12 protein-coding genes are annotated in these 15,046 nt (G+C 64.3%); 11 read left to right on the forward strand and 1 reads right to left on the reverse strand.

Features of this window, described 5'->3' with window-relative positions; translation table 11 throughout:
• Nucleotides 1-267 precede the first annotated feature (267 nt).
• From ABIE53_RS10700 to ABIE53_RS10745, 10 genes are all read left to right on the forward strand, one after another.
• Complete coding sequence (locus tag ABIE53_RS10700) at nucleotides 268-1,665, forward strand: undecaprenyl-phosphate glucose phosphotransferase (RefSeq protein WP_006048991.1); 1,398 nt, start codon at nucleotides 268-270, stop codon at nucleotides 1,663-1,665.
• A gap of 31 nt (nucleotides 1,666-1,696) precedes the next feature.
• Entirely contained in the window at nucleotides 1,697-3,169 is a 1,473-nt protein-coding gene (locus ABIE53_RS10705; protein ID WP_029968413.1) for a UDP-glucose dehydrogenase family protein, read from the forward strand.
• A 53-nt stretch (nucleotides 3,170-3,222) separates the two neighbouring features.
• Nucleotides 3,223-3,660 (forward strand): arsenate reductase/protein-tyrosine-phosphatase family protein, encoded by a 438-nt coding sequence (locus ABIE53_RS10710; RefSeq protein ID WP_029968415.1) that lies wholly within the window; start codon nucleotides 3,223-3,225, stop codon nucleotides 3,658-3,660.
• Nucleotides 3,654-4,889, forward strand: coding sequence for a polysaccharide biosynthesis/export family protein (locus tag ABIE53_RS10715; RefSeq protein ID WP_029968417.1), 1,236 nt, complete (start codon nucleotides 3,654-3,656; stop codon nucleotides 4,887-4,889). Before ABIE53_RS10710 ends, ABIE53_RS10715 begins: the two co-directional genes overlap by 7 nt.
• Before the next feature lie 43 nt (nucleotides 4,890-4,932).
• A complete protein-coding gene (locus ABIE53_RS10720) occupies nucleotides 4,933-7,131 on the forward strand; it encodes a polysaccharide biosynthesis tyrosine autokinase (protein WP_107707754.1) in 2,199 nt (732 codons plus the stop codon).
• Nucleotides 7,132-7,192: 61 nt separating this feature from the next.
• A complete protein-coding gene (locus tag ABIE53_RS10725; RefSeq protein WP_006048995.1) occupies nucleotides 7,193-8,125 on the forward strand; it encodes a glycosyltransferase family 2 protein in 933 nt (310 codons plus the stop codon).
• 79 nt (nucleotides 8,126-8,204) lie between these two features.
• Complete coding sequence (locus tag ABIE53_RS10730; RefSeq protein ID WP_114156700.1) at nucleotides 8,205-9,410, forward strand: glycosyltransferase; 1,206 nt, start codon at nucleotides 8,205-8,207, stop codon at nucleotides 9,408-9,410.
• A gap of 3 nt (nucleotides 9,411-9,413) precedes the next feature.
• Nucleotides 9,414-10,940 carry a glucose-6-phosphate isomerase gene (locus ABIE53_RS10735; protein WP_114156119.1) on the forward strand — a complete coding sequence of 509 codons (1,527 nt, stop codon included), beginning with the start codon at nucleotides 9,414-9,416 and terminating at the stop codon, nucleotides 10,938-10,940.
• A complete protein-coding gene (locus ABIE53_RS10740; protein ID WP_114156120.1) occupies nucleotides 10,937-12,166 on the forward strand; it encodes a glycosyltransferase family 4 protein in 1,230 nt (409 codons plus the stop codon). The genes ABIE53_RS10735 and ABIE53_RS10740 overlap by 4 nt, the downstream gene beginning before the upstream one ends.
• 73 nt (nucleotides 12,167-12,239) lie before the next feature.
• Complete coding sequence (locus tag ABIE53_RS10745; protein ID WP_114156121.1) at nucleotides 12,240-13,406, forward strand: glycosyltransferase family 4 protein; 1,167 nt, start codon at nucleotides 12,240-12,242, stop codon at nucleotides 13,404-13,406.
• A 24-nt stretch (nucleotides 13,407-13,430) separates the two neighbouring features.
• On the opposite strand, the gene ABIE53_RS10750 is transcribed toward ABIE53_RS10745, so the two are convergent.
• Nucleotides 13,431-14,582 (reverse strand): Fic family protein, encoded by a 1,152-nt coding sequence (locus ABIE53_RS10750; protein ID WP_376915139.1) that lies wholly within the window; start codon nucleotides 14,580-14,582, stop codon nucleotides 13,431-13,433.
• Nucleotides 14,583-14,651: 69 nt separating this feature from the next.
• Between ABIE53_RS10750 and ABIE53_RS10755 the strand changes: the two genes are divergently transcribed.
• Nucleotides 14,652-15,029, forward strand: coding sequence for a hypothetical protein (locus ABIE53_RS10755; protein ID WP_198143912.1), 378 nt, complete (start codon nucleotides 14,652-14,654; stop codon nucleotides 15,027-15,029).
• The last annotated feature ends 17 nt before the right edge of the window (nucleotides 15,030-15,046 follow it).

Below are 15,046 nucleotides of genomic sequence, written 5' to 3' on the forward strand. Positions count from 1 at the left end.
CTTTATCTATACCTGTAGAAGGACATTCACTCATTCCGAGACACGTTTTTCGCCGCGGCCGAGCGTCCGGTTTAGCAAAGCGGAAAGCGTAATTGCAATTAGCACGGCTTCAATCGGATTCGCGTCGGGCAATTCATTTGCCGGCGCGGCTGCTGGCGTTTTTGCGTGCCGCCCAATCGACCGGGCAGCGCGTTCCAAGCGGCCGGCGGATGCACGCAACGGACTAACAGCAGGATGGCACTTGACTGACGAACTGAGGGGCAGCACATGCTGAGCGTTCTATCGAGACTGATCGACATCGCGATGGTCGCGCTCGGCGCCGCGATCGCGGCGGCCGTGCACAACGGAGAAGTCGTGTGGCTGGACGACATGCAAAGCGTGTCGCTCGCCTTCGACGTGCTGCTCGTCGTCGTGTTCTTTCCCGCGCTCGGCATCTATCAGTCATGGCGCGGCAAGCCGCTCTACGACCTGCTGTGCCGCGTCGCGGGCGGCTGGGCGATGGTCGAAGTCACCGGCGTGCTGATCAGCTTCAGCCTGCATCGCGCGGACAGTCTGTCGCGGCTGTGGCTCGTCTATTGGGCGGCCGCGACCATCGTGCTGCTGATCGTCACCAAGGTGATCGTCTACTCGATTCTGCGCGGGCTGCGCCGCGAAGGCTTCAATCAGCGCGCGGTGGCGATCGTGGGCGGCGCACCGTATGGGCGCTTTCTGATCCAGCAGATGCGCAGCCGCCCGGACGCCGGCTTCAGCCCCGTCGTGGTGTTCGACGAGAACGGCACGATCAACCCCTATGAAGATCCCGACGCGGCCGCCGCGATAGAAGGCGTGCCCGTCGAACGCGACTATCAGCGCATGATCCAGCTCGTGCGTCAGCGCGCGATCCGCGAATTGTGGCTCGCGCTGCCCATCTCGAAGGAAAAGGAAATACATCGCATTGTGATGGATCTGCGCAACGACTTCGTGAACATCCGCTTTATTCCCGACGTGCGCAGCCTCACGCTCTTCAATCAGCCGATGGTGGAGCTGCTCGGCGTGCCGGCGATCAACCTCGCGGCTTCGCCGATCACCGATTTGCGCGTGCTGCCCAAGCGCATCTTCGACCGGCTGTTCGCGCTCGCCGCGTTGACCGCGCTCGCGCCGCTGATGCTCGGAATCGCGGTGCTCGTCAAGCTCAGCTCGCCGGGTCCGGTGTTCTTCCGCCAGAAGCGCAAGGGCATCGACGGAAACGAGTTCGAGATCTACAAGTTCCGCTCGATGAAAGTACACAAGGAAGAGGCCGGCAAGATCACGCAGGCCACGCGGCGCGATCCGCGCATCACCGCGGTCGGCGCATTCCTGCGGCGCACGAGCCTCGACGAGCTGCCGCAATTCATCAACGTGCTGCGCGGCGAGATGTCGGTGGTCGGCCCGCGTCCGCATGCGCTCGAACACGACGACATCTACAAGGATCTGGTGAAGGGCTACATGCACCGCTACCGGATCAAGCCGGGCATCACCGGATGGGCGCAGATCAACGGCTATCGCGGCGAAACCGACCGCATCGAAAAAATGATGGGCCGCGTCAAGCTCGATCTCTACTACATGCAGCACTGGACCTTCTGGCTCGACATCAAGATCGTCGTGCTGACGCTGTGGAAGGGCTTTGTCGGCAGCAACGCATATTGAACACTCACTCCAAACTCCTGCGAGGTAATACATGAACCTGACGATCATCGGTAGCGGCTACGTAGGCCTCGTGACGGGCGCATGTCTGGCCGACATCGGCCACGACGTGTTCTGTCTCGACGTCGACCGGCGCAAGATCGACGTGCTCAACGGCGGCGGCGTGCCGATTCACGAGCCGGGCCTGCAGGAGATCATCGCGCGCAATCGCAAGGCCGGACGCCTCACGTTCTCGACCGACGTCGAAGCGGCGGTCGCGCACGGCGACATCCAGTTCATCGCGGTCGGCACGCCGTCGGACGAAGACGGCTCAGCGGATCTGCAATACGTGCTCGCCGCGGCACGCAATATCGGCCGCCACATGACGGGCTTCAAGGTGATCGTCGACAAATCGACGGTGCCGGTCGGCACGGCTTCACGCGTTCGCGACGCAATCGCCGAAGAGCTTGCCGCGCGCAACCTCAGTCACATGTTCTCGGTGGTGTCGAACCCGGAGTTCCTGAAAGAGGGCGCGGCAGTGGAAGACTTCACGCGGCCCGACCGCATCGTGCTCGGTTGCGACGAAGACGTGCCCGGAGAAAAGGCGCGCGAATTGATGAAGCGCCTCTATGCGCCGTTCAACCGCAATCGCGAACGCACGCTGTACATGGACGTGCGCTCGGCCGAATTCACCAAGTACGCGGCCAACGCGATGCTCGCCACGCGCATCTCGTACATGAACGAGCTGGCGAATCTCGCCGACCGCGTCGGCGCGGACATCGAGGCCGTGCGCCGCGGCATCGGATCGGACCCGCGCATCGGCTACGACTTCCTGTACGCGGGCTGCGGCTACGGCGGTTCGTGCTTCCCCAAAGACGTGCAGGCGCTGATCCGCACAGCCGCCGATCACCACGCGAACCTGCGCATTCTCGAAGCCGTGGAAGCGGTCAACGACACGCAGAAGAAAGTGCTCGGTCAGAAGATCGTCGCGCGTCTCGGCGAGGACCTGTCCGACCGCACGTTCGCTGTGTGGGGCCTCGCGTTCAAGCCGAATACCGACGACATGCGCGAAGCGCCGAGCCGCCCGCTGATTGCCGAACTGCTGCGCCGCGGCGCGCGCGTGAAGGCGTACGACCCGGTCGCAATCGACGAATCGAAGCGCGTGTTCGCGCTCGATCTGAAGGACGTGCCGCAGCAGCACGCGCGTCTGCAGTTCGTGAACGAAGAGATGGAAGCAGCGCAAGACGCCGACGCGCTCGTGATCCTGACCGAGTGGAAAGTCTTCAAGAGCCCGGACTTCAATGCGCTCAAAACGATGCTGAAAACGCCGCTTATTTTCGACGGCCGCAATCTGTACGAACCGGACGCGTTGCTCGAACTCGGCATCGAGTATCACGCGATCGGACGCCAGCATGCGCTGCGCAATGCGCCCGCAAGAGTCGGCGTGAACGGCCTGCCGCCCGTGCATGGCGATACGCACGGCGGTACGCAAGCGGATGCGCTCGCCGTGGCCCAGGCCGGCCAATAAGCCTGCCTGTCACGCCGCCCGCCCGCACTACGCGCCTCATCCCGGAGCCCGACATGTTCGCCAATGTTCTGATCGTCTGCCACGCCAACGTGTGCCGTTCGCCGGCCGCCGAAATGCTGTTCAAGGCGCGCCAGGCGTCGGCGTCCATCGCGTTTCATTCGGCGGGCATTCGCGCGATGAACGGCCACGGCATGGACCCGGTGATGCGGCGCCTGCTCGCCGAGCGCGGCGTCGCATCCGGCGCGCATCACTCGCGGCGGCTTGACCGCCGGCTCGTGCGATCCGCCGATCTCGTGCTCGTGAGCGAGCGCGCGCAGATCGGCGAAGTCGAAGCACTCGATCCGGCTTCGCGCGGCAAGGTCTTTCCGCTCGGCAAGTGGGAAGACCTGGCCGACGTCGCCGATCCGCACGGCGGCGAGGAATCCGCTTACAGGGAAAGTCTCGTGCTCATCGAACATCTGGTCATGGGATGGCTGAAAAAAATATGCTGATGAAAACACTCGCTACACCTACATTCGCGAACCCGAAAACGAAGCTGATCACGAAGTTCGCCGCCACGCTTTTGCTGACGTCCTTTCTGTCGGCCTGCGCCACCGCACCGGGTAATTACCTCGACACGTCGCGTCTGAAAGACGACGGCCAGCACCAGAGTCAGAGCCAGTCCGCCGAAACCTATCCGGTCCATGTGATCGACGCGAGCGTCGTCGCCGCCCAGGCGCAGGCCGAAGCCAGCGCACCGCCGCGTCCGTTGCCGACCTCGACCTTCAGCGATCCTTCGCAGTACGTCTACCGGCTGTCGCCGCAAGACATTCTCGGCATCACCGTGTGGGATCACCCCGAATTGACCACGCCGCAGGGCAGCACGCTGTCGGCGGGCGGCACCAGCACGCAGACCATCGCCGGCGCGTTGCAGCAGCCGTACACGGCCGCGTTGCCGGGCCAGGCCGATCCGTACGGCCAGACCGTCGCCGCGGACGGCACCATCTATTTCCCGTTCGTCGGCCGCATCATGGCCGCGGGCAAGACCGTCGGCGAGTTGCGCGATCAGCTCGCGCGCGGCCTCGTGCGCTATATCCGCAATCCGCAAGTCGATGTGCGCGTGCTGTCGTATCGCGGCCAGAAAGTGCAGGTCACCGGCGAAGTCAAAACGCCGGGTCCGCTCGCGGTCAGTGACGTGCCGCTCACGCTCGTCGATGCGCTCACGCGCTCGGGCGGCACGACTGCCGACGCCGACATCCAGCGCGTGCGCCTCACGCGCAACAAGACGCTTTACGTGCTCGACGCGAACCGCATGCTCGATGCGGGCGACACCACGCAGAACGTGATGCTGCAAAACGGCGACGTCATCAACGTGCCGGACCGCAGCAACAGCCGCATCTTCGTGATGGGCGAAGTGAAGACGCCGATTCAGGTGCCGATGCTCAAGGGCCGTCTGACGATCGCGGACGCGCTCACGCAAGCCGGCGGCATTCTCGACACCGACGCCAATCCGCGGCAGATCTTCGTGATGCGCGGCATGCGCGAGCATCCGACCACGCCGGACGTGTACCGCCTCGACATGACGCAGCCCGACGCGATCATGCTGTCCGCGCAGTTCCAGTTGCAGCCGCTCGATGTCGTGTATGTGGGCACCGCCGCCTCGACCACGTTCAACCGCGTGTTGCAGCAGGTGTTGCCGAGCGTGCAGACGCTGTTCTACCTGAAGCAACTGACGCGCTAACCAGATACGGGATCGAACTGTGAGCAATCAAATTTCTCCACACATGGCCGGCCCGATCAGGACCGAAGAAGAGGACGTGGTCCTCGGGCAACTGGTGCAGGTGATCCTCGACGACATCTGGTGGCTCATCGCGATCGCGGCGGCGGTCGTCGCGATTGCCGGCGCGTACTGCGTGCTCGCCAAGCCGATCTATTCGGCCGATGCACATGTGCGTGTCGAGCAGGCCGACAACACGTCGCAGGCGCTCACGCAAACGCAGACCGGCGCCGCGATCACGAGCGGCTCCAGTTCGCTGCCGACCGACGCCGAAATCGAAATCATCAAGAGCCGCGGCGTGGTGGCGCCGGTCGTCGAGCAGATGAAGCTGAACTTCAGCGTCACGCCGAAAACGCTGCCGCTGCTCGGCAGCATCGCCGCGCGCGTCGCGACGCCTGGCGAGCCGGCGAAGCCGTGGCTCGGCTTGTCGTCGTATGCATGGGGCGGCGAGGTTGTCGACGTCGATTCGATCGACGTGCTGCCCGCGCTCGAAGGCCAGAAGCTGACCATGAAGGCGCTCGACGGCGGCCGCTACGAACTGCATGCGGAGAACGGCGCGCTGCTGCTGCGCGGTCAGGTCGGGCAGCAGGCGCAAGGCGGCGGCGTGACGATGCTGGTCAGCAAGCTGGTCGCGCGTCCGGGCGAGGAATTCACCGTGATGCGGGCGAACGATCTCGACGCGATCAGCGCGTTTCAATCCGCGATCAGCGTGCAGGAGCAGGGCAAGCAGACGGGCGTGATCCAGATTTCGCTGGAGGATAAAAACCCCGAGCATGCCGCGCTCGTCGCCAACGCGCTCGCGCAGTCGTATGTGCGTCAGCACATCGCGAACAAGCAGTCCGATGCAAGCAAGATGCTCGACTTCCTGAAAAGCGAAGAGCCGCGCCTGAAGTCCGATCTCGAACGCGCCGAGGCCGCGCTGACCGCGTATCAGCGTCAGTCCGGCTCGATCAACGCGAGCGAGGAGGCGAAGGTTTATCTCGAAGGCAGCGTGCAGTACGAACAGCAGATTGCCGGCTTGCGTCTGCAGATGGCGCAGCTCACCGAACGTTACGGCGACGACCATCCGATGCTGAAGGCCGCACGCGAGCAGATGGCCGAGTTGCAGGCGCAACGCACGAAATACGCGGACCGTTTCCGCGATCTGCCGGCCACCGAGGTCAAGGCCGTGCAGTTGCAGCGCGACGCGAAGGTCGCGGAAGACATCTACGTGCTGCTGCTCAATCGCGTGCAGGAGTTGTCGGTGCAGAAGGCCGGCACCGGCGGCAACGTGCATATCGTCGACGCCGCGCTGCGTCCCGGATCGCCGGTCAAGCCGAAGAAGGCGCTGATCCTGTCGGCGGCGACGATCCTCGGGCTGATCGCGGGCACCGGCTTCGTGTTCCTGCGCCGCAATATGTTCAAGGGCATCGACGACCCCGAGCATATCGAGCGCGCATTTCGTCTGCCGGTGTTCGGCCTCGTGCCGATGAGCGCCGAGCAGACGCTGCTCGAAAACGGATTCGCGCGCGGCGGCGAGCGCCTGCGTTCCGTGCTCGCGAATGCGCGGCCGAAGGACGTCACCGTGGAGAGTCTGCGCAGTCTGCGCACGTCGATGCAGTTCACGATCATGGATGCAAAGAATCGCATCGTCATGCTCACGGGACCGATGGCGGGCGTCGGCAAGAGCTTCCTCACGGTCAACCTCGCCGTGCTGCTCGCGCATTCGGGCAAGCGCGTGCTGATGATCGACGGCGACATGCGCCGCGGTGTGCTCGAACGCTACCTCGGCGGCACGCAGGAAAACGGTTTGTCGGAATTGCTGAGCGGTCAGATTTCGCTGGAGGAGTCGATCCGCGCGTCGGAGATCGAGAACCTCAGCTTTATCTCGTGCGGACGCCGTCCGCCGAATCCGTCCGAGTTGCTGATGTCGCCGCGTTTGCCGCAATACCTCGACGCCCTCGCGAAACGCTACGACGTGATCCTGATCGACACGCCGCCGGTGCTCGCGGTGACCGATGCGTCGATCATCGGCGCGTATGCAGGCTCGACGTTCTTCGTGATGCGTTCGGGCATGCACAGCGAGGGCGAGATCATCGACTCGCTCAAGCGTCTGCGCGGGGCCGGCGTACATGTGCAGGGCGGCATCTTCAACGGCATGCCGGCGCGTGCTCGCGGCGGCTATGACCGCAGTTACGCGGCGGTGCAGGAATATCTGAGCACGTAACCGTAACGGCCTTGGCTAGCGAAACGCATCGCATCAAGGACTCAGCAACAAGGACATCGCAATGAAAGTGACGGTACTGGTTCCGACTTACCGCCGCCCGGCCGACCTCGCGCGTTGCCTCGCGGCGCTGCAACGGCAGTCGCGCGCGCCCGACGAAGTCGTGGTGGTCGCGCGCGCCGACGACGACGCGACGCATACCTGTCTGCGCGATCCGGCGGTGCCGGGCAAGCTGCCGCTATCGGTGGCGCTCGTCGACGTGCCCGGCCAGGTGGCCGCGCTCAATCGCGGACTAGACGCCGCGAGCGGCGACGTGATCGCCATCACCGACGACGACGCCGCGCCGCATCCCGACTGGGTGCAGCGCATCGCCGCCGCGTTCGAAAGCGACGCGCGGCTCGGCGCGCTCGGCGGCCGCGACTGGGTGCACGAAAAAGGCCGCGTGCTCGACGGCGAGCGGCCATTGGTCGGCAAGGTCACCGCGCACGGCAAGATCATCGGCAATCATCATCTCGGCGTGGGCGGCGCACGCGAAGTCGACATCCTGAAGGGCGCCAACATGAGCTATCGGCGCGACGCGGTGCGCAACATCCGTTTCGATGCACGGCTGCGCGGCGCGGGCGCCCAGGTTCACAACGACATGGCGTTCAGCCTCGCGGTCAAGAACGCCGGCTGGAAGCTGATGTACGACCCGCGCGTGGCGGTCGATCATTTCCCCGCCGAACGTTTCGACGACGACCGCCGCGATGCGCAGACCATGGCCGCATTGCGTAACGCCGCGTTCAACTTCCATCTGATTCTGCGCGACCAGTTGCCGCCGCTGCGCCGCGAAACCGCGTGGTGGTGGTGGACGCTCGTCGGCACGAAGGTGTATCCGGGGCTCACGCATGCGGCGCTCGCGCTGCTGTCAAAACAGGCGCGTTTGAAGCTCTCGCGCTGGCGCGCGGTGCGAACCGGCGCGCACGAGGCGCGGCGCGCGCTGTCGCGGACCGCGTGACGCGGCGGTTCATGCAAGCGGCACGCAGCGGGTTGGACGCGTGGGCATCGGCATCGGCATCGGCAAAGGGAATCTCTACATGACTACCAAGGTTCACGTTCATCTGTTTTACGGCGCCGATCCGCGTTTCTATCGACCGGGCGACAACATCGGTTGCCTGTACGGCTATCACCACGCCGAGTCCGACGCGTTCGCGCTCAGCTATTCGCAAGACGCGCGCGAAAGCAAACCGGTGCGCCTCGCGCGCCGCGCACTGAAGGCGGCGCTCGGCTTCGATTTCATTCACACGTGGCGCAATCGCGCGGACATGCTGAATGCCGACGTGATCTGGACGCATACCGAACAGGAATGGCTTTCCGCCGCGCTGATGCTTCTGCTGAGCGGCCGCAAGGCCGGCGCGAATGCGTCGCCGCTGCTGCTCGCGCAAAGCGTGTGGCTGCTCGACAAGTGGCCTTCGTATGGCATCGTGCGTCGCTGGCTGTATCGCAAGCTGATGACTCGCGCCGATCAGTTGACCACGCTCGCCAGCGAAAACGCCGCGCTGTGCAAGCGCTATTTCGATCGCGACGCGAAGCCGTTGCTGTACGGTCTGAACACGCGCGACTTCCCCGTGAAGACGCCGACCGAATGGAAGCCGCATTCGCCGATCCGCATCGCCGCGATCGGCAACGACCGCGACCGCGACTGGGAGACGCTCATCAAGGCATTCGGCAACGACGCGCGCTACACGGTGAAGCTCGCCACGCGTCGCCGGATTCCCGCTTCGCTGCGTGCGCCGAACGTCGAGATCGCGCTGTTTTCAGGCATCAAGAAACAGCATGAGTTGTATGACTGGGCCGATGTGATCGTCGTGCCGCTGCGGCCGAATACGCACGCGTCGGGCATTACGGTGATGCTTGAGGCGGCGGCGGTCGGCAAGCCGATGGTCGTGACCAACGTCGGCGCCTTGCAGGATTATTTTCCGGCGAGCGAGGCTTTCTACATTCCGCCATTCAATCCGCCCGCGTTGCGCGATGCCGTCGATCAGCTCGCCGCCGCGCCAATGGATGCACTGAGACAGGCGCAAGCGGCGGCGACCGGTCTGCTCGCGCGCGATCTCACGACCGAGCACTACGCGATGCAGCACGTGCGCATCACGCAGGAGATGCTGCGTGCACGCGCTGGAGTGCGCGGCCGGGGCGCGCAGAGCGCCGACGCAGACAAGGCCGCGAGCAAGGCCGCGAATAACGCCGCAAGCAGGCAAGCGCAGGCCGGCGCCGCGCAAGAATCGCGCGGAGGTCTGTAAGCGATGTCGACGTTTCCGCGAGCGGACTTCCCGCCTACGCCCGGCATACCTGGCATGTCCAGCGCTGTAGAGGCGGCGGCCGTGCAGGGCGCAAGGCGAGGCCGCCGCGAATGGCTACCATCGGCGATGCTCTGGCTCATCACGGCGGTGCTGATCGTCGCGCATCAAGGCACGGTGTTGACGCTCGCGTTTCCCGTCCTCGCGATTCTCACGGGCCTGTGGCTCTACTTCAAGAGTCCCGCGCGCTATATCGGCTTCATGTGGTGGCTGTGGTTTCTGAGCCCGGAAGTGCGGCGTCTCGCCGACTGGTCCAAAGGCTCGTTCACGCCGACGAGCCTGATCCAGGTCGCGCCGCTCGCCGTCACGATGATCAGCGCATTCTCGCTGCTGCGCTACTACCGGCTGCTCGGCCAGCGACGCGGTCTGCCTGTGCTGCTGATCCTGCTCGGCCTCGTCTATGCGTACCTCGTCGGCGTGGTGTCGAGCGGTCCGCTCGCGGCCACCTACGACCTCGCGAACTGGCTCTATCCGATCCTGATCGGCTTTCACATCATGGCGAACACGCGCCAGTATCCGCAGTATCGCGACATCATCGTCAACACGTTTATCTGGGGCATGCTCGTGATGGGCGGCTACGGCCTGATCCAGTTTTTCATCATGCCGCAGTGGGACGCGCTGTGGATGCTCGGCTCGCAGATGAACTCGCAAGGCGATCCCGTGCCGATGGGCGTGCGCGTCTTCAGCACGATGAATTCGTCGGGACCGTTCGCGTTCGCGATGATGGGCGCGATGGTCTACGTGATGGCCGCCACGCATCGCGTGCGCTGGGTCGCGGCAGCGCTCGGCTTCTTCTCGTTTGCGCTGAGCCTCGTGCGCTCCACATGGGGCGGTTGGGTGATCGCGCTGCTGATCCAGTTGATCAAGTCGAACAACAAGGTGCGCTTGCGGATCGTCGCGAGCGCGGTGCTGCTTGCGGGGTTATGCGTGCCGCTGCTCGCGGTCGGTCCGGTGGCCGAGCGGATGCAGGCGCGTCTGTCGACCATCGTCAATCTGAACGACGACCAGAGCTATGCCGCGCGCAACGAGTTCTACGCGACCTTCGCGAAGACCGCCTTCACCGATGTCTCCGGCGAAGGCATGGGCGCGACCGGCACGTCGACGAAACTCTCGAACGACGGCGGCCAACTCGGCCAGTACGGCAACTTCGACAGCGGCGTGATGAACATACCGTTCGTGCTGGGATGGCCCGGCACGCTGCTCTATATGTCGGGCATCGTGTGGCTGCTCACGCGCGCGGTGCTCGCGTCGTTCAGATTGCGCCACGACAAATACGTGTCCGCGTGCCTGAGCCTGTGCCTCGCGACCTTCGCGATGCTCGTGTTCACCAATTCGCTCGTCGGCACCGGCGGACTGCTGCTTTTCATGAGCGTTTTTTCAATTCTTTCCGCGGTGCATTACGACAAGATCAACCGCGTCAACGCGGTCAATAGCCCATCGCGCACGCCAATTTTTCACGGAGGCACTGATTGAGAGTCGCCATTGTCACGCACGTTGTGCGCCATAACGACGGCCAGGGGCGCGTCAACCACGAGATCGCGCGCGCGGCGCTCGACGAAGGCATCGGCGTGACGCTGATCGCTTCGCATGTGGCGCCCGATCTGCTCGTTCATCCGAATGTCCGCTGGGCGCCGATCAAGATCGGCCGCTGGTGGCCCACCAATCTGCTGCGCCAGCAGGTGTTCGCGTTCAAGAGCGCGCTGTGGCTGCGCGCGCATCGCCGCGAATACGACGTGCTGCATGTGAACGGCTTCATTACGTGGATGCCCGCCGACGTCAACACATCGCACTTCGTGCATAGCGGCTGGCTCGGCAGCAAGTACTACCCGTTCGGGCTGCTGAAGGGCGTGTGGTCCGCGTATCAGTCGATCTATACGCGCTGCAATGCGATGCTTGAGCGCTGGGCCTACCGGCGCTCGAAGGTGATCACGGCGGTCTCGCAGAAGGTCGCCGACGAAATCCGCGCGATCGGCCTCACGCCGGATAACCGTGTGGACGTGATCTATAACGGCGTCGATACGCAGGGCTTTGCGGCGGCCACCGGCGATCGTGCGAAATTCGGTCTGCCTTCCGATGCGTTCCTGCTGCTGTTCGTCGGCGATCTGCGCACGCCGCGCAAGAACCTCGGCACGGTGCTGGCCGCGCTCAAGCATTTGCCCGAGCATGTGCATATCGCGGTGGCCGGTTTCCTGCCGGGCAGTCCTTATCCGGACGAAGCGAAGGCGCTCGGCATTGCGCATCGCGTGCATTTTCTCGGGCTCGTGAAAGAGATGCCCGTGCTGATGCATTCCGTCGATGCGTTCGTGTTTCCATCACGTTATGAGGCAATGAGCCTGTCGCTGCTCGAAGCGATGGCCGCGGGTCTGCCGGTCGTGACCGCGCGCACCGCGGGCGGCGCCGAGATCATCACGCCGGAGTGCGGCATCGTGCTCGACGATCCCGACGATCCGCGCTTGCTTGCTGCCGCAGTCGCGCGCCTTGCCGCCGACGACAACGCGCGCCGCAACATGGGCAAAGCCGCCAACGAACTCGCAACCGGCTTCGGCTGGGCGCGCATGGCCGCGCAATACATTGCGCTGTATCGGCAGCTCGAAGGGCAGCAGAAAAATCGCCGGCGCAGCGAAGCCGACGCGGCGGCGGTCGCTAAGACCGACGCGCTGACGCTCAACTCGCTGGCCGGCCACAAGAGCGGCGAATGAAGCGACGGCGCGTCGGACACGCGACCATCGCAATCCAACGAATACCTCACGAAATCGACAAGGGGCAATGACAATGACGACGAGTTCAATCAAATCGCTGCAGATCGGGATGCACTGGTTCCCCGAGCGCGCGGGCGGCCTCGACCGCATGTATTACTCGCTGGTCGGCGCGCTGCCGGGCGCGGGCGTCGCGGTGCGCGGCGTCGTGGCCGGCTCGCCGAAAGTGGCCGCCGATACCGGCGGTGCGATCAACGGCTTCGGTTCGGCCGGGCAATCGCTGCCATTGCGCTTGATGGCCGCACGCCGCGCGCTGCGCGAGGAGATCGGCCGCTCGCGTCCCGACGTGATCTCGTCGCACTTCGCGCTGTATACGTTTCCTGGGCTCGACGTCACGCGCGGCATTCCGCAGGTCTCGCATTTTCAGGGACCGTGGGCCGACGAGAGCCATGTCGAAGGCGCCGATTCGCTCGGCCAGCGCGCGAAGCGTTATCTCGAGCAATCCGTGTATGCGCGTTCGTCACGGCTCATCGTCTTGTCGGAGGCGTTCGGCAAGATTCTGACTTCGCGTTATCGCATTTCGCCGGACCGTGTGCGCGTGGTGCCGGGTTGCGTCGACGTCGAGCAATTCAATCTGCCGATCACACCGGCCGAAGCGCGCTTGAAGCTGCAATTGCCGCAGGATCGTCCGATCGTGCTGGCGGTGCGGCGTCTCGTGCGGCGCATGGGTCTGGAGGATCTGATCGACGCGGTCAAGCTGCTGAAGGCGGCCCATCCGGACGTGCTGCTGCTGATCGCGGGCAAGGGGCGTCTCGCGGACGAATTGCAGGCGCGCATCGACGAGGCCGGTTTGCAGGACAACGTGAAGCTGCTCGGCTTCGTGCCCGATCAGCATCTCGCGGCGTTGTATCGTGCGGCGAATATCAGCGTGGTGCCGACGGTGGCGCTCGAAGGCTTCGGGCTCATCACGGTCGAATCGCTCGCGTCGGGCACGCCGGTGCTGGTGACGCCGGTCGGCGGCTTGCCGGAAGCGGTGGCGGGGCTGTCGCCCGATCTCGTGTTGCCGGAGACGGGCGCGCAAGCCATCGCGGCGGGTCTCGCGGGCGCGCTAAGCGGCAGGCTGAAGCTGCCGGACGCCGACGCGTGCCGACGCTATGCGCGTGAGAACTTCGATAATTCGGTGATCGCGAAGCGCGTGGCTGCGGTTTATGGGGAGGCTATTGGGGCGGGTGGGATGCATTGAGCTTTGTGACGGGACGAGACGCTACTACGTGGCCCGGCTGCCGTCCGCATTGAGCAGCCGGAATTCCGCCGGCGACTCTTCGAACGCGTGTGCGCTGCGCATGGCGGGCACGACTGCTTCAAGTTCGGCATAGTCGAAGCCCGCGCACCACGCTGCCATTCGTGCGAGGGAACTGATGAGCGGCTCGGGACGTCCGCTTTGTGTGAGGGCTCTCAGGCAGTCCACGAACTGCGGATGGAAAAGCGTGGGGATAATGATGCGAGCGCGCTCGCCCCGCGAAAGCTCCGCATTCATGATCAGCCGCGACAGACGCCCATTGCCGTCCGCGAAGGGATGAACTTCCGCGATCAGAAAGAGATAAAAAATGGCCCGCGCGAGGCCCTCGGGGACGGTCAACGCGAGGCGAGATCCTTCGGCGAGCGTGCCGCGAACGTGAGAGGGCTCGACGAACTGCGTGGTGCCCGCATAATTTGCCTCGAGCTTCAGATTGCCAGGGTCTGCCTCAGGTCTGCGCTCGAGCATGATCCGATGGCGCTCCTGAAGCACGTCGATGAAATCTTCACCGACTTGCGGCACTATTGCGCGGGTCTCGGTGCGATACGCCAGATTGAATACGCCCAGGATGTCGTGTGAATCCTTGGGTCTTTGCGCAACGATCTGATTGCGCAAGACGATGCCTTCCGCTTCCTCGACAGAGAACCGTGTTCCTTCGACATAGTTGGAAAAATACGATTCAAGAAACGCGAAATGGATGCGGCTGTCGCCCGCAACGGCCACGTCCACGATGTCGGGCAACACCGCCGTGCGTAGCGCGGTTGCCAGCGTGCCGAAGAGCGTCATGCGCGCCATGTCGATAGGCGCGCCCTGGGCGATAGCCAATCCAGCCTTCGTTTTGAGCACGCCCTTTGAATGCGTGCTCAGCAGCGCGCCTATCAGTCCGTTGAGCGTCTCATAGCTCTTTGCTGCGCCGAGCGGTTCGACAAGTTCGCGAGCGCGATCCCGAATCTGGTTGAGGCCTGGCTCTTTGTTCGCGCTCAGGCAGGCAACGAGGCGTTCTTCAATCTCCTCGCGCGACGCCCGGGTTGCGGCCGCCCCCCGCGCGAGATTTTCGAGTAGCGCACGTTCCTGCGAGGCCCAGTAAAGATCGAGCGATCCAAGCCGCAGATCGCGGGGCATAGGCCCGGGGCCTTTCATCAGCACGAGCGTGAGGCCGGGGTAGGTGATACGCCGGTTAAACCGCGTGGGATGGGAGAGTACGACTTCATTGGCCGCGGTGATGCCGCCGGCGAATGCGCTACAGTGGGAGACTACCGCGCCAGGCACCGCGTGCGCGGCGATTTTCTGCCAGTTTCGGCGAATCCGCCCCGCGACCTCTTCCTGATTACCGGGCTCGACGTAGACGCCTCGCGCGACGCGCAACAGGCCGCCTTCCTTCGCGCGCCTTTGAAGCGTGCGGTCGAAGCCGGTGTCACCGGTCGCGAAGACAATTTCATCGGATTGTCGTTTTTCGACTTCGAGGGAGGGCATGGAGCCGGGAATTTGTCGTTAACCAGCTTCCATTCTACCGGTTTTGTCGTTTACCAGCTAAAACGCTATCCGGGAGGCGTGTCGTTTACCAGCTAATCGACACGGGCGGATTG

It is taken from the genome of Paraburkholderia sp. OAS925, assembly GCF_040543975.1.
Classification (GTDB): Bacteria; Pseudomonadota; Gammaproteobacteria; order Burkholderiales; family Burkholderiaceae; genus Paraburkholderia; species Paraburkholderia graminis.